Raw genomic sequence first — 21,473 nt, forward strand, 5'->3', positions numbered from 1 at the left:
CGTTTTAATGTAATTTCTTTTGCAGCTTGTACATTTCATTCATCGCTTCAAGCGGTGTCATATCTAATATATTAAGTGATTTGAAGGCATCAAGCACTTGCTTTTCTTTTTTTGAAAGCTTCGGCGCTTCAGCAGGCTTTTCCGCTTCATCAAAAAAGGATAGCTGTGCCGGCTCTTCTTTCACCTCGGGCTTCTGCTTCTGCACTGGCACTTCCGGTTTGTTCCCTGAATGCTCAAGCTCTTTTAAAATATCTTGAGCGCGCGAAATGAGATCTTCCGGCAGCTCGGCAAGCTGGGCTACATGGATACCGTAGCTTTTGTCGGCTGCCCCTTCTTTTATTTGATGAAGAAAGACAACCGTTCCATTATATTCCTCTGCACGCACATGAACGTTTTTCAGCTGATGCAGCTTGTTCTCAAGAACGGTCAGCTCGTGATAGTGTGTGCTGAACAGCGTCTTGGCGCCGATATGATCGTGAACGTATTCGATAATCGCTTGTGCCAGCGCCATGCCGTCATAAGTGGACGTTCCCCGGCCGATTTCGTCAAACAGAATAAGGCTGTTTTTCGTCGCATTGACAATTGCATTTTTGGCTTCAAGCATTTCCACCATAAATGTACTTTGTCCGGAAATCAAATCATCTGCAGCGCCGATTCGAGTGAAGATTTGATCAAAAATCGGAAGCACCGCTTTCTTCGCGGGTACAAAGCAGCCGATTTGCGCCATGATGGAAATGAGCGCGATTTGTCTCATATACGTACTTTTCCCTGACATGTTTGGACCGGTAATGAGAAGCATTTGTCTGTTATCGCCCATCATACAATTGTTCGGGACATATTCCTGGCTATCCATGACTTTTTCAACAACTGGGTGTCTGCCTTCAATCACTTCGACTTCATCTTCAGAGAACTCCGGTTTCGTATAGTGACGATTTTCACTGATTGTCGCAAAGCACTGAAGTGCATCAAGCTCGCTCATCTGTTTGGCAAGCTGCTGCAGACGCGGAATATACCGCTTCACTTTCTCACGCAGTTCGGTGAACAGCTCGTATTCCAGTTCGCAGATGTTATTTTCCGCTTCTAAAATGAGCGCTTCTTTTTCTTTTAATTCAGGTGTGATGTAGCGCTCTGCATTCGTTAACGTCTGCTTCCTCTCATAGCGCCCTTCCTCAAGCAAGTGCAAATTCGCTTTTGTCACTTCAATATAATAACCGAAAACTTTATTGAAGCCGACCTTTAAAGAGCGAATGCCTGTGTATTCACGCTCCTGCTGTTCCAGGCGGGCAATCCAGTCCTTTCCGTTTCTGCTTGCATCACGGTATTCATCGAGCTTTTGATTGTATCCGTCTTTAATCAGGTTCCCTTCTTTTAACGATAAAGGAGGGTTAGCGTACAGCGCTTCTTCCAGCAATTCAAGCACATCCCCGCAAGGATCAATCCGTTCCGCACGTTCCTTAGCTTTGTCATGAGCCAGTGAAGCAACCAGCTGTTTGATACCAGGCACTTGCTTTAACGATTCCTTCAGCTGAATTAAATCCCGTGCATTGACATTTCCGAATGCAACACGGCCTGCAAGGCGTTCTAAGTCATATACTTCTTTTAAACGTTCACGCAGATCTTCCCGTTCAAAGAAATGGGATATCAATGTTTCCACCATTTCTTGGCGCTCTTCGATTTGATTGACTCTGATGAGCGGCCGGTCAATCCACTGTTTAAGCAGCCTGCCTCCCATGGCAGTTTTCGTTTCATCCAGCAGCCACAAAAGAGAGCCTTTTTTATTTTTCGAACGGATCGTTTCAGTGAGCTCCAGATTTCGCTTTGAGTACAAATCAATTTTCATCGCTTCCTCAAGCTCATACACCTGCACGGGCTGAAGATGATCAAGACTGCGCTTTTGGGTTCTTTTCAGGTACGTATATAAGCGCAAAAATGTTTTTGTTACATCTTCATTATTTAAGTGCTCAATGATCGTTACGTGTTCGTCTGTTTCTCCGTCTTCAATTGAGATCGTTGCACCGCACCGCTCTTTCAGCTGTACGACCTTATCGGGATCCATGCTTCCTGAAACGACGATTTCCCGTGCACCGACTGAATAAATTTCTGATATGACGTCTTCAAGCCGTTCAATCAAGACAGCCAAATTTTCTCCCGTTGTTAAATCAGACAGCGCCAGTCCGTATCCGTTCGAGCAGACGGAAACAGATGCGATAAAGTTGTTTTCTGATTCATGGATGCCTTTACCGTCCATTACTGTTCCGGGCGTAATAAGCTGAACCACTTCCCGTTTCACGACGCCCTTTGCGGCTTTCGGATCTTCCGTCTGTTCACAGATCGCCACTTTGTACCCTTTTTTAATAAGTTGCTCAATATACGCAGAAGCAGAATGATACGGCACACCGCACATCGGTATTTTTTCAGCCGCACCGCCATCTCTGCTCGTTAATGTAATTTCCAGCTCTTGTGACGCTTTTTTGGCGTCCTCAAAAAACATTTCGTAAAAATCACCAAGGCGAAAAAATAAAAAGGCATCCTGGTGCTCTGCCTTTATTTTTAAATATTGCTGTATCATAGGCGTATAACCGGCCATTGTTTAATCCCTCACTATGTATCAACGTTTCTATTTTCCAGCCTTCATTATAACATAAACAAAAAGTGATAAAAGAATGATATATCAATATAAAAAAGAGACTTGGGGGTACTGCCTCCCCTAGTCCCTTTTTTATTCTTCAGGATCTCCCACTAAAAATTCAGGATTGATGTCTTCCAGCTCTTCATCAAGCTCATCTTCCCAATCTTCTTCGTCCTCTTCTTCCCAGTCAGGATTAACCTCAACAACAACTTTTGTTTCTCCCACCACTTCCGCCAAAAACTCCCTTTCCGCCTGCACAACAATTTTATTTCCATTCGGTGAAATGGTCACTTCAAGACAGTTAGGCTGCTGAAGGACTTTTGCAATCACTTCATGCTCATCATCTAAGTAATTGTTGTCTCTGTATCTGAGTTTAATGACATCTACGTATTTCACCCGTTCTGTGACAACCTCTGTTTTTGTGTTGTCCGCGTAAGAGTACCATACGTTTATATCATAATACCCTTCAATTTCTACTGTTTTCCCGATTTTTTCAGCGTCATACTTGTGGTTAATGATCCAACCACCCAAAATGCTGCTCGGTTTTTTCTCAGGGGAGATGGTATTGGTGCATTGGGTGAATTTTCTGCCTTTCGCTACTACCGCCTTCGTAATAATTTCCCTGTATTCAGACATTCCGGCATGCCTCCTTGTTCTTCTTCGTGTTATCTTATGCTGGGCATTTGTCTAGTGTGCATTTTTATAATTAAAATATAAAAATACAAAGTTTCTGTTCCATTGTATGCAGGCGCGCCTAGAAACTTTACTTATAAGTGCGATAAAGTTTCTTCGCGGGTGAGAACCCCAAAAAACACTTTGAACATTTGGCACATAGATTTTTTAGTTCATTTTTAGCCGCATAAGTCTAAAAAAACACGGGCCTGTAAAGGCACCGTGTTTAGAAAGAACAGCTGTTATTTGAATGCTTCACCTTTGAACCGGTTTCCCCTTTCAGAAGGTTTCCTCCGGTTGACGTGATGATTTCATTTGTGACTTGGTTGGAAATGGTGTGTGCAACGAGCTGCAGAAGGTCATTTACCTCCATCTGCGAGTCTCTGAATTCCTGGATGACAGGAATCTCTTCAAGCTCTTCTTGCAGCGCGTCAATTTTTGCTTCTACTTGTTTGAGCGCTTCATGCTTTTCGTAATGCTTCAGATTGACAGCTTGCTTTTGCAGGGCTTTAATCTGATTAATGATTGCAGACACTTTGTCATTCTCATTGATTTGCGCTTCAGCCCGTTTGAAAAAATCAACCTCTTCTGTTTCAGAGATCATTTTTGCAAGGTTTCGTGCCTGCTGCACAATGTCTTTTTTTGAGTAGAGCGTCATCTTATTTCACCTCGATTGCTTCTCCTACCATCTCTCCGTCAAGCGACCATGTTTTCGCTTGCTGGATTTTCACGCGGACGATTTTGCCGATTGCTTCCTTCGGCCCTTTGAAATTGACAAGCTTGCTTTTTTCAGTGTAGCCGGCAAGAATATCAGGGTTATTTTTGCTTTCACCCTCAACTAATACTTCGACAACCTGGCCTTCGTATTCCTTCATTTTTTTAGCAGAAATTTCATTCACCAGTGCGTTCAAACGCTGCAGACGTTCTTTTTTCACGCGCATCGGAACATTATCTTTCATTTTGGCAGCCGGAGTGCCCTCACGCGGAGAGTAAATGAACGTATAGGCGCTGTCAAACTCCACTTCACGGTAAAGAGAAAGCGTTTCTTCAAACTGTTCGTCCGTTTCGTTCGGGAATCCGACGATAATGTCCGTTGTCAAAGATGCATTCGGCATTGCTTCCTTAATTTTTCGAACGAGCTCCATATAACGCTCTCTGTCATATTTGCGGGCCATCAGTTTCAGAACCTCTGAACTTCCTGATTGAACCGGAAGATGAATGTGATCAAGCAGGTTGCCGCCTTTTGCCAGCACTTCAATAAGGCGGTCGTCAAAGTCACGCGGATGACTCGTTGTAAAACGGATTCTCGGGATATCGATTTTTCTCAGTTCATCCATCAAATCACCGAGACCGTACGTCATATCTTCAAAGTCTTTTCCGTACGCGTTTACGTTTTGGCCTAATAGTGTAATTTCTTTGTAGCCTTCGCTTGCAAGCCTTCTCACTTCCTGAATGATCTCTTCAGGGCGGCGGCTTCTTTCTTTTCCGCGTGTGTAAGGCACAATGCAATACGTACAGAATTTGTCACAGCCGTACATGATATTGACCCAGCCCTTAATTTTTCCGTTCCGGACTTTCGGAAGGTTTTCAATAACGTCCCCTTCCTTGGACCAAACTTCTAAGACCATTTCTTTTGAAAGGTATGCTTCTGACAAAAGCTCTGGCAGGCGATGGATGTTATGCGTTCCGAAAATCATATCGACAAACGGATGTTTTTTCAAAATCCGGTTCACGACTGATTCCTCTTGGGACATACAGCCGCACACCCCTAAAATCAGATCGGGATTGTTTTTTTTCAGCGCTTTTAAATGCCCCAGCTCACCAAACACCTTGTTCTCGGCATTTTCGCGGATTGCGCATGTATTTAACAAAATGACATTGGCATCGTCAACAGAGTTTGTCGCTTCGTAACCGAGCGCCATAAAAATCCCTGCCATAACCTCTGTATCGTGTTCATTCATTTGGCAGCCGTACGTACGGATATAGAACTTCCTTCCGTCTCCCAGCCCTTTAAATTGTTCAGAAATTTTAAAGTCATTATGATAAGTAACGGCTTCCTTGCCTCGTTTTTTCGCATCTTTTAAGGAAGGCGGAATGTAAACAGCTTCAAAGTACTTGCTGTAATCCTTCTCGGATTTTTTGTCCGATGGATTAACTTGTCCGCTCTCTAATTTTTGTTTTTCATTCATGTCATGATTTCTCCTTTCAAACCAAACTTCCACCCTCCAGTATAAAGGTTATTGAAGCTCTGCACAACTGGCAACCTATCATTGTACACTTATTGAGAATAATAATCAATAAGGAATAAAAAGAGGAAGAGTATACTCTTCCTCTTACAATAGCTGGAGTTCTTCAGCCGTCTTTTTGATGACGTCAAGCGCCTCATTCAGTTCTTCTTTGGTATGCTCAGCGGTGATAATCGTGCGAATTCTGGCTTTCCCCTTTGCAACAGTCGGAAATACAATGCTTTGGGCAAAAACGCCGCGTGAAAGGAGCTGATCAGAAAATTGCTTTGCCACACCTTCATCACCTATTAAAATCGGAAGAATCGGCGTTTCACTCTGCGTGAGAGTCAAACCCATTTTCATAAGCATTGATTTAAAATAGGCCGTATTTTCCCATAAGCGCTCCATATGCTCCGGCTCCTCCAGCAAGACATCAATCGCTTCCATACAAGCTGCGGTGACAGCCGGCGGATGGGACGTGCTGAATAAAAACGGACGGCCTTTATGGCGCAAATAATCGATCAGCACCTTTGAACCGGCAGCGTAGCCGCCGAGCACTCCGATTGCCTTGCTTAGCGTTCCAACCTGAATATGGACTCTGCCATCAAGACCGAAGTGGTTCACCGTTCCCCTCCCGTTTTCGCCAAGCACTCCGGATGCATGGGCGTCATCCACCATCACAAATGCGTCATATTTCTCAGCGAGCGCTACAATATCAGGCAAAGGGGCTATGTTGCCATCCATGGAAAATACGCCGTCTGTCACAATCAGACGCATCCGATAATTCATTGACTTTCTCAGCACCCTCTCTAAATCACTCATATCAACATGCTGATACACTTTTTTATCCGCCTTTGTCAGCCTGATTCCGTCGATGATAGAGGCATGGTTTAATTCATCTGAGATGACAATATCTTCTTTTGAAAGAATACTTGAAAGTACGCCTTGGTTGGTTGTAAAACCTGATTGGAATACAAGTGCCGCCTCCGTTTTTTTAAAGGCTGCCAGCTTTTGCTCAAGCTCTTGATGCATTGTAAGTGTACCGGCAATCGTTCTCACTGATCCGGTGCCGGCTCCAAATTGCTGAACAGCCTCCTGCGCGGCTTTGATGAGTCTTGGGTGTGAAGTAAATCCGAGGTAGTTATTAGAAGAAAGCTGAATGACGTTTTTGTGATTTACTGTGACAGAAGGTCCCTGCATTGATTCAAGCTGTTTTATCTCTTGCCATGTATGGTTTTCTTTCATTCTATCAAGCTCTGCTTTTAAAAACTCAAATTCCTTCGTCATGTTTATCCCCCTATTATGGAATTAAAATCACTTTTCCGCACTGGCCGCTTCTCATCAGTTCGAATCCTTTCTCAAACTCCTCTAACGGAAACTGATGGGTAATAACAGGTGAAAGATCGAGCACGTTTGATCTGAGCAATTGAGACACCTGCCGCCATGTCGAAAACATTTTTCTTCCTGTGATTCCTTGGATCGTAAGTCCTTTAAATACCACTTTATTCGTCAAATCAATTGTCACTGGATGTTCCGGCAAGCTGAGAATATGAAATCTTCCGCCATTCGCAGCCATCGCAAGACCTTGGGCAATCGCTGAAGGATGGCCCGACATTTCACAAACGAGATCTGCTCCTTCCCCATCCGTTAAAGCGCTTACAATTTTGAGCGGATCTTCTTTTTCAATAGAAACAGTACGTGCAGCTCCCATTTGTTTGGCAAGCTTCAGCCTGTATTCATTTTTATCAATCGCAATCACCTGAGAAGCACCTGCTGCTTTTGCAACCGCAACAGCCATAAGACCAATCGGTCCGCATCCAATGACTGCAGTCGTCCCTCCTGCCGGCTGGCTCTCGAGTACTGTATGAACCGCATTTCCTAAAGGCTCTTGAATGGAAGCAACTGCTGGGTCCATATCGGCGGGATTCTTCCAAACGTTATCAGCGGGGACTTTTACATACTCCGCAAAACAGCCTGCTGTGTCCACCCCGATAATAGCAGTATTGGTACAAACATGAGATTTTCCGGTTACGCAAGGGACACATTCACCGCAGACAATATGCGTTTCAGCAGACACATACTCCCCCACTTTTACACTGCCGACATTCTCTCCTACAGCTTCAACAATGCCGCTGAACTCATGGCCGAAAACATAAGGTGTTTTGATTCTCTGACGTGCCCATTGATCCCAATTATAAATATGCACATCCGTGCCGCATATGGAAGCAGCTTTTACTTTTATGAGGACTTCATGTTTATCGATCTCAGGAATGGGAACTTCAGTCAGCACAGCACCAAACGCCCCGTCCTTTTTCATTAGAGCTTTCATCTTTCCACTCTGCATGTACAATCCTCCTTGAAAAATTCTTGTTACATTCGGATTGTACCATGATATGGAATAAGCGTAAATAGCACTGTCTTTCTGAGAAAGACAAAAGTATCCGTCTTGAAAAATGGGCGAAATTTTTTTCTGAAACGTTCTAGTTCATTTCTGACTTTTGTATTCCCGTCATTTATATGCCGAAAATACTATCGGAAGAAAATATCACAATAAATGAAAAACAACCTGTTTGCATGAGGCAAACAGGTTGAGAATGCTTTATTTGTTTTTAGCGAGGCTCCACGATTAATTTAATCGCCGTTCTTTCTTCACCATCGATTTGAATATCAGTAAAAGCCGGAATACAAATCAAATCTACGCCGCTAGGCGCCACAAATCCCCTGGCAATCGCCACAGCTTTTACAGCTTGGTTTAATGCACCCGCTCCAATTGCTTGAATCTCGGCGGCCCCTCGCTCTCTTAACACACCTGCAAGCGCACCTGCCACTGAATTTGGACTCGATTTTGCTGAAACTTTTAAGATTTCCATTTCTGCTCCCCCTTAGTTTTACAATGGATAAGTGAGTGTTCATTAGAACAATCATTATTAGATGTTGCTATCCAAAAAGCCATCCCCACAATGCTTTTCAAAAATAGCGGGCTACCTTCCATTTTTACTATATTCACTAAGGAGTTGCTATATTCCTGCTTTTCTTTTTAATATTTTTATAAAATAACCATATGTTCAATTATTCAAAGAACATGTGATCATCATTGATTAAAATACGTTCGATTTTAACGGCTTTTTTCGTTTGATCGTCGATGTCGATGACAACACCGCTCAGTGTTGTTTTTCCTTCAGCGACAGTAAAACGCACTGGAAGGTTTGTTTTGAAGCGCTTGATAATCGTCTCTCTGTCCATCCCCAGTATACCGTCATATGGGCCAGTCATTCCTACATCAGTAATATATGCTGTACCCTTCGGCAAAATGCGGTTATCCGCTGTTTGCACGTGTGTATGAGTTCCAACAACAGCTGATGCCCGTCCATCCGTGTACCAGCCAAGTGCGAGCTTCTCACTTGTCGCTTCAGCATGGAAGTCGATAAAAATGTACGGTGTTCTTTTCGCAGCTTCGGCAATCAATTCATCCACTTTTAAAAACGGATCATCAAGCGGCGGTAAAAACGTGCGTCCCTGTAAATTAATAACGGCAAGCTCTTTGCCGTTTGCTTTCACATAGGTTATCCCTTTTCCTGGTGTTCCCTCTGGAAAGTTTGCGGGACGAACCAAGTTCGGAACGTCATCTATAAAATCGAAAATTTCTTTTTTATCCCATGTGTGGTTCCCCATCGTGATTGCATCTGCACCGGCTTGGATTAAGCTGTGATAAATTTTTTCTGTCAGGCCTTTTCCATGTGCAGCATTTTCACCATTAATAATGGTAAAGTGAGGCTTATATTTTGTTTTTAGCTTTGGTACATATTCTTTGACCATGTCACGGCCCGGTGAACCGACAACATCTCCGATAAATAAAATTCTCATTTTGTAAATCCTTTCTTCTTGAAAATTCCTTGGCCGTCAAAAAAATAAAGTGATGCTTAGCGCATCACTTTATTTTGCATACTCTACGGCTCGAGTTTCTCTGATTACCGTCACTTTAATATGACCTGGATAATCGAGCTCGTCCTCAATTCGCTTACGGATATCTCGCGCCAGGCGATGAGCTTCAAGATCATTAATTGAATCCGGCTTCACCATAATACGCACTTCGCGTCCAGCCTGAATCGCAAATGATTTTTCTACACCTTCGTAGGACTCAGAAATTTCTTCGAGCTTTTCAAGTCTTCGAATATAATTCTCGAGCGTCTCACTTCTTGCGCCAGGTCTTGCAGCGGAAAGTGCATCTGCTGCAGCTACCAGTACAGCGATAATGGAAGTCGGCTCTTCATCCCCGTGGTGTGATGCAATACTATTAATCACGACTGGGTGCTCTTTATATTTGGTCGCAAGCTCTACCCCGATTTCAACGTGGCTTCCTTCTACTTCATGGTCAATTGCTTTTCCGATGTCGTGAAGAAGGCCCGCACGTTTAGCAAGCTTTGCGTCTTCTCCAAGCTCCGATGCCATTAGACCGGCCAAGAATGCGACTTCCATGGAATGCTTGAGCACATTTTGACCGTAGCTTGTACGGAACTTTAAGCGGCCGAGGATCTTGATGAGATCTGGGTGGAGGCCGTGAACGCCAACCTCAAATGTCGTTTGCTCACCCATCTCACGAATATAGTCATCGACCTCGCGGCGAGATTTTTCAACCATTTCTTCAATCCGTGCCGGATGAATACGGCCATCCTGAACGAGTTTATCAAGAGCAATCCTTGCTGTCTCACGTCTGATCGGATCAAATCCGGAAAGAATGACAGCTTCAGGTGTATCATCAATAATCAGGTCAATACCTGTCAGCGTTTCAAGCGTACGAATGTTACGCCCTTCCCGTCCGATGATACGTCCTTTCATCTCATCATTTGGAAGATTGACAACTGATACCGTTGTTTCGGCAACGTGGTCCGCTGCGCAGCGCTGTAAGGCGAGTGAAAGAATGTTTTTCGCTTTCTTATCCGCCTCTTCTTTCGCACGGTTTTCAGTTTCTTTTGTCATGATGGCGATGTCATGTGAAAGCTCGTTTTCAACCCGCTCAAGAATGATTTGTTTTGCTTCATCACGAGTCAGACTCGAAATTCGTTCCAACTCTGACTGCTGCATACGAATCATCTCATCCACTTTGCTTTCCATCTCTTCAATATGTTGTTGTCGTTCATTCAGAGAATGATCTTTCTTCTCCAACATCGCTTCCCGTTTATCAATTCCCTCATGTTTGCGATCAAGGTTTTCCTCCTTTTGGAGTAAACGGTTTTCTTGTTTTTGAAGCTCATTTCGTCTTTCACGAACTTCCTGTTCAGCATCTATTCGAAGTTTGTGGATTTCATCCTTTGCTTCAAGCAGAGCTTCTTTTTTCAGTGCTTCAGCATCACGCTTTGCATCTTCAAGAATTTGCTCGGCTGCACCGCGTGCGCCCGCAATTTTCGCTTCGGCAATGGTTTTACGAACAAAGTAGCCAACAACTAAACCGAGTAGAATCAGCAAAATGGAGATGAGAACCATCATAATTGGGGTCATACTTTCACCTCCTCTTGCTATGAACTTGGTTGTTGCTTAAATAAGTGTCGGCATGTACATTGTCTAGTTTTCTCAACATACAGAACCTTCACAGGGAATGAGTATTTTCATCGCCCTTGTCAAGTTTAAATGGTTTAACAATCATGTTAAAAAAACAAATGTTACAACTTCATTGTAAATGTGTCGGAAATACTTGTCAAGCTTGCCATCTTAACGATTGCGACCAGATGCCTTTTAGCGTGCCGAATGCAATCCTTCCAAAAGAAGATCATGAATTATTCTTGATTCAAAAGCTGGTATATTTTATTGTTCACTTGGCCGAGTTTAGCGTTATTTTGAATGTTTGAGAACAAAACTACAATCGTTTGCCCAGATTTGCTAAAGCTGTTCAAGATGTTGAAGCCCGGCATGACACCATGGTTTGAATAGCTTCCGGGAGCAACATAAAATCCCATACCGTATGTAGAGCTGCTCCCTGGTGTCAGCATCTTTTCGTAGCTTTTTTGGGAGTACAGTTTGCCGTCTATCAGCGCTTGGTCAAATTTGTACATATCTATAGCACTCATATATATATCACCGGCTCCATACAGCTGGGATAAATCGGGCATATACGGCGTAAACGCTCTGCCGCCCTTCAGCTTATACCCGACAGCAGGATAAGGTTCTTTATCATATGTTTTATAAAAGCCTGCATGCGTCATTCCCGCCGGTTTAAAAATATGATTCGTTATGTATTGTTCATAGGACTCGCCGCTCACTTCAGCAACAATATAAGCGAGAACAGAATAGTTGGAATCCTTATAGTCCCATACGCCCGGCTGGCGTTTGATTCCCTGACGTTCTATGTCTTTTACTAAATCTTCCGGAGTGATTGCGCCGTTTCCTTCAATATGTCCGTTTATTCCCGATGTATGTGTAAGCAGATTCTTCAAAGTAATCGTTTGTCCGTTAGGGAAATGAGGTAAATACGTGCTTACCGGATCGCTTGTCTGAAGTTTCCCCTTTTCCTCAAGCTGCAAAATTGCGGTTGCAATCAGCGCTTTTTGTGACGAACCGATATAAAAAGATGTCAACGGATTATTTTGAATGTGATGTTTACGGTCTGCATAACCAAAACCTTTACTTGTTACGATTTCTCCATTTCTGACAATCATGGCTGTTCCGCTGAAACCGATCTCATTTAAATAATTGCTTATTTTTTGATTACGATCGACTGTTTTGATTTGTTCCTCTGTTTTTTTGGCGGTTTTCTTTTTGACTTCTTTTTTCTGACTGGTATCTGAAACTGCTGAAGTTTCTTGAGATGGCTCGTTTTCTTCACTATTTCGATGAAGCGCATTCCAAATCGTAAAGCAAATCATCACTGCTAAAAGACCAAGCAAAAGTTTGCCTCTTTTATTTAGTTTTCTCCGTCTGCGTTTTGCAGTTCTCCTGCGGGTTGGGCTTGTCATTCATTTTTTCCTCCCAAAATAAATTCCATTTTGCACACGTTTTGTTAGACGAATAAAGCACTGAAAAAGTTGTCAAAAAAAGCAATATTTTTATCATTTTTTTGCAAAATACAAAAAGGCTGAGTTTTTCACTCAGCCTTTTCTATCATTTCAAACTTATTATATTTTTATTCTTCAAATTCGAGTTCTTCTTGTGCCTCTTCAGTTTGCTGCTGCACTACGCCGTGATTATCCAAGCCGTAATGTTCACGAATTTGCTCCTGGATCATCAGCATGATATCTTTATTTTCTTTCAGGAATTGTTTTGCATTTTCACGGCCTTGGCCAAGACGCTCTTCTTCATAAGAGTACCATGAACCGCTTTTTTGCACGATATCAAGTTCAGTTCCAAGATCAATGATTTCGCCTTCTTTTGAGATGCCTTCTCCGTACATAATGTCAACCTCGGCTGTACGGAACGGCGGAGCTACCTTGTTTTTTACGACCTTGATTTTCGTTTTGTTCCCCATTACGTCGTTGCCTTGTTTCAGCTGTTCAGCACGGCGCACTTCGAGACGCACGGAAGAGTAGAATTTCAGCGCACGGCCGCCAGGAGTTGTTTCCGGGTTTCCGAACATAACGCCGACTTTTTCACGAATTTGGTTAATGAAAATCGCAATTGTCTTCGATTTGTTAATGGCTCCTGAAAGCTTACGAAGCGCTTGAGACATTAAGCGTGCTTGTAAACCGACATGTGAATCTCCCATGTCGCCTTCAATTTCCGCTTTCGGAACGAGAGCTGCCACAGAGTCGACTACGACAATATCAACTGCACCGCTTCGAACCAGCGCTTCCGCAATTTCAAGCGCCTGCTCGCCTGTGTCAGGCTGAGACAGTAAGAGCTCTTCGATGTTGACTCCGAGCTTCTGCGCGTATACCGGATCTAACGCATGCTCCGCATCGATAAACGCGGCTTGTCCGCCTTGCTGCTGAACCTCAGCAATCGCATGGAGCGCAACAGTTGTTTTACCTGAGCTTTCAGGACCGTATACTTCAATAATCCGTCCGCGCGGATATCCGCCAATTCCCAGTGCCGTATCAAGAGCGAGGGAGCCGCTTGGGACAGTAGAAATTCTTGTATCTGTCTTTTCTCCCAGTTTCATAATGGAACCTTTACCGAACTGTTTTTCTATTTGTTTAAGAGCCATATCTAAGGCTGCCTGACGATCACTCATTCTATTTTTTCCTCCTTTATGTTACCACTACATATACTATACCCTGTTTGAAGGGATTTGCCAAGAAAAAAGCGAACGCATATTCGGATTTTTTACTGGCGTGATTTCTATCAAAATATCATAATGCATCAGAGAAATCATGTTTTCTTAGGAGGATAATGTGCTAAAAGTATTATTTTTGCTCTAAAAGCTTCAAGATTAAATGGCAGCCGTATTTAGCGCCTCGTTTTCTGATTCCCGTTCTGGAGCCGGCAAAGTGAAACTCGTGAACCTCTTCTTTTCCATTTGCTGAAATGCCGATAAACACATGTCCAGGCTCATGCCCTTCTTGAGTATCAGGTCCTGCTACACCGGTAAAGCTGATGCCGATATCGCTGCCAGTGAGCTTTTGAACACCCTTTGCCAGCTCTGATGCGCACTCCTTGCTGACCGCGCCAAAACGATCTAATGTTTCCTTCTTGACACCAAGCACATTCTGCTTCACGTCGTTTGTATAGCAAACGACGCCGCCGGCAAATAATTTTGAAGCACCGCTAAGATCCGTCAGCCATTCAGAAAATAGCCCGCCGGTAAAGCTTTCCGCCGCGGAAATCGTAATGCCTTTTTCCTTACATGCTTTAGAAAGCTCTTTTACAAGGGAAGTATCATCGTAGCCATAGAAAAATTCACCGACTCGTTCTAAGATAACAGCCTCTGTTTCTTTTAACAGACGCTCTGTTTCCTTTTCGTCAGCATGTTTGGCTGTCAGTCGCAGCGTCACCTCACCGTCAGCCGCCAAAGGAGCGATTGTCGGGTTCGTTTGTGCATCAATAATGTCTTCCAAATCGGCTTCAAGCTGAGATTCGCCGATACCGAAAAAGCGAAGAACAGTTGAAACAATTTTTTCATTTGAGCCCATCTTTTTCAGCAGAAGAGGCTTTGCTTCATTTTCAAACATTGGACGCAACTCGCTTGGCGGCCCAGGAAGAAGCATATAAAAGCGCGATTCATGCTCTGTGAGCATTCCCGGCGCCATTCCAAAGTGATTCGCCAGTACGTCAGATCCTTCGATCACAAGCGCCTGTTTGCGATTATTAGGTGACATCGTGCGTTTTGTTCGTTTGAAATAGTCCTCAATGGATTGGAACGCTTCATCATTTAATACGAGCGGACGTCCTAGCGCGTTTGCAATCGTTTCTTTCGTCAGATCATCTTTTGTCGGTCCGAGACCTCCTGAAAAAATAATGAAGTCAGAGCGTTCTTCAGCAATGCGGATGACTTGCTTCAGCCGCTCCGGATTATCTCCGACTGCTGTATGATAAAATACGTTAACTCCGATCTCAGCGAGCTGTTTGCTGATAAATTGAGCATTTGTATTGGCGATCTGGCCAAGCAACAGCTCTGAACCGACTGCAATAATTTCTGCTTTTTTTGGAAATTCCATGACGTAAGTCCTTCTTTCTTAGTTAGATGTTTTTAGCGCTTCCCAGTTTTTAGAGAAATATTCCCAGCCTGATACGACAGTAAAGAAGACAGCTACCCACAACGCTAAGTCAGCAAACGGGAATGACACAAGTTCAAACGGAAGATTATGAAGAAGCAATGCGGAAACCGCAATGATTTGTGCCCAGGTTTTAATTTTACCAAGCATATTAGCAGCTACTACTTCTCCTGTTCCGGCTAAGACAAGCCTTAAACCTGTCACGGCAAACTCCCGGCTGATAATCACAATGACCATCCAAGCTGGAGCAAGATCAAATTGAACAAGGATAATTAACGCTGCGGATACAAGCAGTTTATCAGCAAGCGGATCAAGAAATTTCCCGAAGTTTGTCACGAGATTCAGTTTTCGGGCATAATACCCGTCCACCCAGTCTGTTGTGGATGCAATAATAAATAAAATAGCGCCCGCCAAGTGTGCGACCGGGATCGATTCGTCTCCAAATTCGAGCCTGCCCCAGTCAAACGGCGCCAGCATGATAATCATGAAGATTGGGATTAATGCGATTCTAGCTAGTGTGATTTTATTTGGTAAGTTAAACATAAAGCCCCTCCAGTTTCATACTCGGACGTGAAGAAAAGTCATCTGGTAATTAAGATGACTTTTCTTCCTTTTTATTTACAATCTTAATGGTTTGTGCCATCACATCATTCGGATCAAGTTCATATGAAAGAACCTTACCGTTGATTTTTATTTTCAGATTAGGTGCATATCCTGTGCGGATTTCAACTTGTTTCTGATCAGTTATGTCTTTTTTATAGGTTTCGTCTTTTTTCAGCGTTCCTTCTTTTAACGAGCTGCTGTTTTCATCGCGCACTCGAATCCAAGAGCTGTCTGACGCCTTCAGTTCAAGCTCGATTTTATCAGCGCCGGACACTTCATAAGTCGTTAACGACCCTTCAGTGCCAGCCGCTTTAATCTCCAGTTTATCACTGTCACTTTCTTCTTTTTTATCTTCATTTTCTTTTGTTTCTTTTTTAGTGTCTGCCTCTTTTTCAGAGCTGTTATTTTGATTCTCTTTTAGTGTTGAATCTTTAGGGATTTCATACTTGCTTTCACTTTGCGTAATTGATTTTTCAGATGCCGCATTGTTATCATCGCTGTTTTTATGATTTGCAAATTGAATGATCGCGTACACAATCGCAATTACGACAATCACGCCGAGAATCACAAGTATTGTTGGCAGCAGCTCCAGCGCCTTAGATGCTGGCTTTGGCATTTCCTTTTGAAGATTCATGCCGGAGATCTTTTCAGACACATCGTCATGATACGTATTCGGGATATCTTTTTTATGCTCCTCAAACAGCTGATCCGCATCTAGCCCGACGGCTTCTGCATATTGCTTGATGAATGCCCGAACATAAAACTTCCCCGGAATAATGTCATAGTTTCCTTCCTCCAAGGCGGTTAAATACCTTTTTTGAATCTTTGTTGCCGCTTGGAGATCATCCAATGACATTGCTTTTTCCTCTCTGGCTTCTTTGAGCCGGATTCCTAGTTCAGTCACAACAAACACCTTCCAATTTTAAAAATCAAAGCTTGAAAACCCGGATTGATCAAACATTTGGGGTTCCTCGGCATGTTCATATGTAATAACCTCATCAGGGTCATTTCTCAGTTCAATAATATAATCAAAGTCATCTAGTGTATACTCTGTATTTTGAACGAATATGTCTGGATGTTCCACCACTTTTGTTGCAGGCAGCCTCATAATTTCTCTGACCAGCTGGAGATGGCGTTCTGACCCTCTTCGTGTTGACACAATTCCGTCAACGATAAAGACATTCTCAGTGCTGTATTCATCGGCAATCAGCTGACTTCTTATCGTCTGCTTCAGCAAGGTTGATGACACAAAAAGCCACCTTTTGCTTGCACACACGCTGGAGGCCACAATTGATTCTGTTTTCCCGACACGCGGCATACCACGAATTCCGATTAATTTATGGCCTTCTTTTTTGAACAGTTCGGCCATAAAATCGACTAATAAGCCTAGCTCGTCCCGTTCAAAGCGGAACGTTTTCTTGTCATCGGCATCCCTTTGAATGTAACGGCCGTGGCGTACGGCAAGACGGTCGCGAAGCCTCGGTTCTCTCAGCTTCGTTACTTTAATTGTTTCCATCGTTTTTAAGATTGATTCTAATCGTTTAATTTGATCTATATGGCGGCACCTGAGGAGCATTCCCCTTCTGGAAAGATCGACGCCGTTTATCGTTACGATGTTAATAGAAAGCATCCCAAGAAGAGATGAAATATCCCCGAGCAGTCCGGGGCGGTTCACTTGAATTTCATATTCAAAATACCATTCGAGCTTTGCCAAATGATATACCCCCTTCATTGTGGCAAAATTTTACCTTCCTTTATCATAAAGCATTTTTCTCTAATTAGAAAGAAGAATGTTGCTGTGATGAGGAAAACATAAAAAAGAGAGGAAAAATCCCCTCTCTTCCTAGTGAGTGCTGTTATTTTCAACAAGCTTAACCATCATATTGGCAATGGCGTGCTGTTCATCTTTTGATGCTACGCTCCAAAGATCTGCCAGCACTTTTTCCTGCTCGTTCTTAGATTCCACTTCATTAGCCAAGTAGCTGCCGATTTCTGTCGCAAGATCTGTAATAGTATCCTGGCTCATACCTTGATCTTGCGCATAGTTCAGACGGTCGCCAAGGAAGTTTTTCCAGCTATCCCAGTTTTCTAATACTGACATGCTTGTTTCCTCCATTTCATGTGAAGTTACAAGATTATTGTGTCCTTCGCAAAAGAAACTATACACCGAATATTTTCGGATCAGCAGTGCCAGCCGCCATTCACCGACAAAATTTGGCCAGTGATATATGACGCTTTTTCAGACAGGAGAAAAGCTGTTGCATCCGCAATTTCTTGCGGCCGGGCCAGCCGGCCGATCGGGATCTCATCAGCGATCTCTTCTTTTTCAGACGGGGTGAATTGATTCATCATATTTGTATCAACCGCGCCTGGCGCTACGGCGTTTACTCTGATTCCGCTTGGCGCCAGCTCCTTAGCCAGTCCTTTTACAAACGAGTGCTGAGCTCCCTTTGCCATGCTGTACAGCACTTCACAAGATGCTCCAGTCTCTCCCCAAATAGAGCTGACAGCCACAATTGCTCCTGATTTCTTCCGGATCATGCCTGGAAGAAGGTTTCTCGTCAGCATATAAGGACTCGCCACATGAAGCTGAACCATTTCCTGGACCGTTGCATTATCCACATCCGTAATCAGCCCAAAATGGCTTCTTCCGCTATTTAAAATAATCGCATCAATCGGCTGAACAATTGAACCTGTCAGCTTATCTGCTCCTTCTGGCGCGGACAGATCGGCTTGTAAAATTTCAGCATGCACGCCAAACGTCTCTCTTAGTTTTTCAGCAAGCTCCGCTGCCGCGTTTTGATTTGTATTGTAATGCAGCAGCAAATTATATCCATCTGCCGCAAGGGTTTCACTTATGCTTTTGCCAATGCCGCCGCTTGCTCCGGTGATTAGTGCTGTTTTGTTCATCCTCTTTCCTTCTTTCCGCAGAAAAACACCCCTCACACTGGAGGGATGTTTTGTTTATGATTTAGGAACAACCTTGCAGACGGTCAGTCTGTCTGCAGCAATTTCCTCTTGTATTACTTGCTGGACATCCTCGAGGGTAATTTGCTCGAGTACCGTTACGACGTCAAACAGGCTCATATCCAAGAAAGCATAACGGGTAAATTGATTGGCAATGTATTCAGGTGAATTCAGCGCCTTTAAGAATGAACCGATCTTTTTCTTTCTGGCAAGTTCAATCTTTTCAGCAGTAATCAGTTCACCGGCGCGCAGAAGCATGCTTGAAATGTCTTCAGCCAATTGATCAGGTTCCGGCGTATCGCCTCCGATCGCTGCAAAACCAAACCCATATTCTGCAGTAAAATCAAAGCTGAACGTTTCGTCAATATACCCTTTTTCATAAAGTGTTTCGTACTGGGCAGAGCTTTTGCCGAAAAGAGATTCAAGCAATAAGTTCATTGAAAGTTCATGCTTTAACAGCTCTTTGCCTAATTTAAAAGGGTTCTTTGATTTCAGCCCGACAAGGCATTTCGGTCCCTGCACGTTCATTTTGATCTCTTTTTCTTTTCGGAAAACCGCTTCTTGCTCCTGTACTTCCTCCCGTTTGATCTCCGGCTGATCAGTATACGGCTTTCTTTCCTGATTTTCTCTTACCTGAGAAATGATCGTTTCAGGATCTACTGGGCCAACAATGAAGAGGAGCATGTTGCTCGGGTGATAAAACGTTTCATAGCATTCATAAAGAAGGTCTTTTGTAATATGTGAAATGCTTTCCACTGTTCCCGCTATGTCAATTCTGACAGGATGTTCTTTGTACATGTTTTCAATGACCCCGAAGTAAAGCCTCCAATCAGGGTTGTCGTCATACATGTTAATCTCCTGCCCGATAATCCCTTTTTCTTTTTCAACCGTTTTTTCAGTAAAATATGGGTCCTGCACAAAATCGATCAGTGTCTCTAAATTACGTTCAACATTTGATGTGCTTGAAAAAAGGTAAGCCGTTCTTGTAAATGACGTAAACGCATTGGCAGAAGCGCCCTGTTTGCTGAAATCTTGAAAAACGTCTCCGTCCGCTTTTTCAAATAGCTTGTGCTCAAGAAAATGGGCAATGCCGTCCGGCACGTGGACCATCTCATTTTTACCTAAAGGGACAAACCGGTTATCTATAGAGCCGTACTTTGTTGTAAAGACCGCATATGTCTTGTTGAAGCCTTTTTTCGGCAAAACGTAAACGTCAAGGCCGTTTGGCATTTTTTCATGGTACAGCGTCTCCTGAAGCTGTTCATATTCAATTGGTTTGATCAAGATGCACCCTCCGTCCCTTTTAAGAAATAAGTCGTATCAAGCTGAATCTTTTCGCCGGCTTTCATGATATCCTCTTTTGTGACCTGCTCGATATTGGCAAGAAAGTCTTCGATTGGAATATCGACCTGAGCAGCGGCCTGCTGATATAAAAATTCAGATAAACCGTACGCAGTATCAATGGTTTCCAGCACTTGATTTCGAATGACAGCCTTTGTCTGAGCGATGTCCTGCTCACTGAAGTCGCCGTTTTTCATTGCCTGAAATTGCTCAGCAATAATAGAAACAGCCTGTTCGTAATTTTTCACTTCAATGCCCGACATCACCATTAACAAGCCTTTAAAACTTTCTATTCGAGAAGCGGCGTAGTAAGCAAGACTGGCTTTTTCCCGAACATTGATGAAAAGCTTGGAATGAGAGAACCCGCCGAACAGTCCGTTAAACACTTGTAAAGCAGGATAATCCTGATCCGTATAAGTGATACCGGTGCGGTAGCCTATGTTCAGCTTTCCTTGTTTGACATCTTCTTCATCAATCACTTCTTTAGGCTGGGCTTTTTGCTCAGCGTGATTGTTTTCAATCGCTGCGAGGGTGCGCTCTTCTGTTTGAAAATACTTGTCAATTGACGCTTGCACTTGGTTACTGTCCACATCGCCAACAACATAAAGATCAAGCTGGTCTTTTTGGATCGCGCTTTGGTATGTTTCATACAATTGATCAGCCGTAATGGCATCGACATCGTCGATTTCGCCATTGACATGGAGCGCGTAAGGCTCATTTTTGCACATTTCCTGTATCAGCCTTAAATTCGAGTAGCGCATTTTATCATCATAGACCGCTTGGATTCTTTGCTTGAGCGTCCGTTTTTCTTGAGTCACGTATTGTGATTGAAACACGCCTCCCTCTAGAGCAGGTGAAAAAACGATTTCTGCGAGAAGCTGCAGTCCTTTTTCAAGAAGCGGCGTTTGATCTTTTAAATATTTTTCATTCGGGATTTCAAGCCTGAGCGTAATGACGTGCCGCTCTCCTTTTTTCGAAAGATCCGCCGAAACTGACGTGCCGTACAGTTCATCTAAATAAGAGCGCAATTCTGCTGTTTTCGGATGGTTTTTTGTTCCGCGAAGAAGCACATGCGGAAGCAGTGCTCTTTTTGTGACTTGGTCCTTTGTCAGCGGCGCAAGCATTTTAAAAATAAGCGAGACGGTTTTGAATTTTTCTGTTTCTACAATGTGTGCGGTTAAACCGCCGTGCTTTGTTTTGACTTCATTTACATATGACATATGGAACCTCCTTCGTTCATTTCTTATTAGTATGTATTATGACCAATTTTCAGCATACGCAGAAACACTCTTTCATGTAATTATAGCAACTGTAGGATTTATAAGGAAACAATAACCTCCGCCTGACAAGACAGAGGCTGTATAGGTTAATCCTTTTTCATTCTGAAAAGCTGCT

Annotated in this window: 19 protein-coding genes; all 19 read right to left on the reverse strand. The window is 43.3% G+C overall.

The window, feature by feature from the left end:
* Positions 1 to 4 precede the first annotated feature (4 nt).
* A complete protein-coding gene (mutS, locus tag KHQ79_RS09730; RefSeq protein ID WP_060398655.1) occupies positions 5 to 2,587 on the reverse strand; it encodes a DNA mismatch repair protein MutS in 2,583 nt (860 codons plus the stop codon).
* Between the two features lie 132 nt (positions 2,588 to 2,719).
* Positions 2,720 to 3,265 carry an outer spore coat protein CotE gene (cotE, locus tag KHQ79_RS09735; protein ID WP_003221022.1) on the reverse strand — a complete coding sequence of 182 codons (546 nt, stop codon included), beginning with the start codon at positions 3,263 to 3,265 and terminating at the stop codon, positions 2,720 to 2,722.
* A gap of 262 nt (positions 3,266 to 3,527) precedes the next feature.
* Complete coding sequence (gene ricA, locus KHQ79_RS09740) at positions 3,528 to 3,959, reverse strand: regulatory iron-sulfur-containing complex subunit RicA (protein ID WP_003238428.1); 432 nt, start codon at positions 3,957 to 3,959, stop codon at positions 3,528 to 3,530.
* A gap of 1 nt (position 3,960) precedes the next feature.
* A complete protein-coding gene (miaB, locus tag KHQ79_RS09745; protein ID WP_225515002.1) occupies positions 3,961 to 5,490 on the reverse strand; it encodes a tRNA (N6-isopentenyl adenosine(37)-C2)-methylthiotransferase MiaB in 1,530 nt (509 codons plus the stop codon).
* A gap of 144 nt (positions 5,491 to 5,634) precedes the next feature.
* A complete protein-coding gene (locus tag KHQ79_RS09750) occupies positions 5,635 to 6,813 on the reverse strand; it encodes a glycine C-acetyltransferase (protein ID WP_225515004.1) in 1,179 nt (392 codons plus the stop codon).
* Positions 6,814 to 6,826: 13 nt separating this feature from the next.
* Positions 6,827 to 7,870, reverse strand: a complete 1,044-nt coding sequence (gene tdh, locus KHQ79_RS09755; protein ID WP_225515006.1) for an L-threonine 3-dehydrogenase — start codon at positions 7,868 to 7,870, stop codon at positions 6,827 to 6,829.
* Between the two features lie 265 nt (positions 7,871 to 8,135).
* A complete protein-coding gene (gene spoVS, locus KHQ79_RS09760) occupies positions 8,136 to 8,396 on the reverse strand; it encodes a stage V sporulation protein SpoVS (RefSeq protein WP_003154135.1) in 261 nt (86 codons plus the stop codon).
* 199 nt (positions 8,397 to 8,595) lie between these two features.
* Entirely contained in the window at positions 8,596 to 9,390 is a 795-nt protein-coding gene (ymdB, locus tag KHQ79_RS09765) for a 2',3'-cyclic-nucleotide 2'-phosphodiesterase (RefSeq protein WP_003238436.1), read from the reverse strand.
* 69 nt (positions 9,391 to 9,459) lie between these two features.
* A complete protein-coding gene (rny, locus tag KHQ79_RS09770; RefSeq protein ID WP_003221010.1) occupies positions 9,460 to 11,022 on the reverse strand; it encodes a ribonuclease Y in 1,563 nt (520 codons plus the stop codon).
* A 275-nt stretch (positions 11,023 to 11,297) separates the two neighbouring features.
* A complete protein-coding gene (locus tag KHQ79_RS09775; protein ID WP_148981772.1) occupies positions 11,298 to 12,473 on the reverse strand; it encodes a serine hydrolase domain-containing protein in 1,176 nt (391 codons plus the stop codon).
* A gap of 167 nt (positions 12,474 to 12,640) precedes the next feature.
* A complete protein-coding gene (gene recA / locus KHQ79_RS09780) occupies positions 12,641 to 13,687 on the reverse strand; it encodes a recombinase RecA (RefSeq protein WP_060398650.1) in 1,047 nt (348 codons plus the stop codon).
* Positions 13,688 to 13,859: 172 nt separating this feature from the next.
* Positions 13,860 to 15,110, reverse strand: coding sequence for a competence/damage-inducible protein A (locus tag KHQ79_RS09785; protein WP_003238442.1), 1,251 nt, complete (start codon positions 15,108 to 15,110; stop codon positions 13,860 to 13,862).
* 18 nt (positions 15,111 to 15,128) lie between these two features.
* Positions 15,129 to 15,710, reverse strand: coding sequence for a CDP-diacylglycerol--glycerol-3-phosphate 3-phosphatidyltransferase (gene pgsA / locus KHQ79_RS09790; protein ID WP_003238444.1), 582 nt, complete (start codon positions 15,708 to 15,710; stop codon positions 15,129 to 15,131).
* 49 nt (positions 15,711 to 15,759) lie between these two features.
* Positions 15,760 to 16,674: a cell shape determination protein RodZ gene (gene rodZ, locus KHQ79_RS09795; protein ID WP_133487437.1), complete on the reverse strand. Its 915-nt coding sequence runs from the start codon at positions 16,672 to 16,674 to the stop codon at positions 15,760 to 15,762.
* Between the two features lie 18 nt (positions 16,675 to 16,692).
* Positions 16,693 to 17,484 (reverse strand): DUF3388 domain-containing protein, encoded by a 792-nt coding sequence (locus KHQ79_RS09800; protein WP_003220998.1) that lies wholly within the window; start codon positions 17,482 to 17,484, stop codon positions 16,693 to 16,695.
* A gap of 129 nt (positions 17,485 to 17,613) precedes the next feature.
* Positions 17,614 to 17,871 carry a DUF3243 domain-containing protein gene (locus tag KHQ79_RS09805; RefSeq protein ID WP_003238448.1) on the reverse strand — a complete coding sequence of 86 codons (258 nt, stop codon included), beginning with the start codon at positions 17,869 to 17,871 and terminating at the stop codon, positions 17,614 to 17,616.
* Positions 17,872 to 17,951: 80 nt separating this feature from the next.
* Positions 17,952 to 18,680 (reverse strand): elongation factor P 5-aminopentanone reductase, encoded by a 729-nt coding sequence (gene ymfI, locus KHQ79_RS09810; RefSeq protein ID WP_032732048.1) that lies wholly within the window; start codon positions 18,678 to 18,680, stop codon positions 17,952 to 17,954.
* Between the two features lie 54 nt (positions 18,681 to 18,734).
* Positions 18,735 to 20,021, reverse strand: coding sequence for an EF-P 5-aminopentanol modification-associated protein YfmH (yfmH, locus tag KHQ79_RS09815; protein ID WP_003238452.1), 1,287 nt, complete (start codon positions 20,019 to 20,021; stop codon positions 18,735 to 18,737).
* Positions 20,018 to 21,298 (reverse strand): EF-P 5-aminopentanol modification-associated protein YfmF, encoded by a 1,281-nt coding sequence (yfmF, locus tag KHQ79_RS09820; protein ID WP_225515008.1) that lies wholly within the window; start codon positions 21,296 to 21,298, stop codon positions 20,018 to 20,020. The genes yfmH and yfmF overlap by 4 nt, the downstream gene beginning before the upstream one ends.
* Positions 21,299 to 21,473 lie beyond the last annotated feature (175 nt).

It is taken from the genome of Bacillus sp. TSO22 (genome assembly GCF_020223595.1).
Lineage (GTDB): Bacteria > Bacillota > Bacilli > Bacillales > Bacillaceae > Bacillus > Bacillus inaquosorum.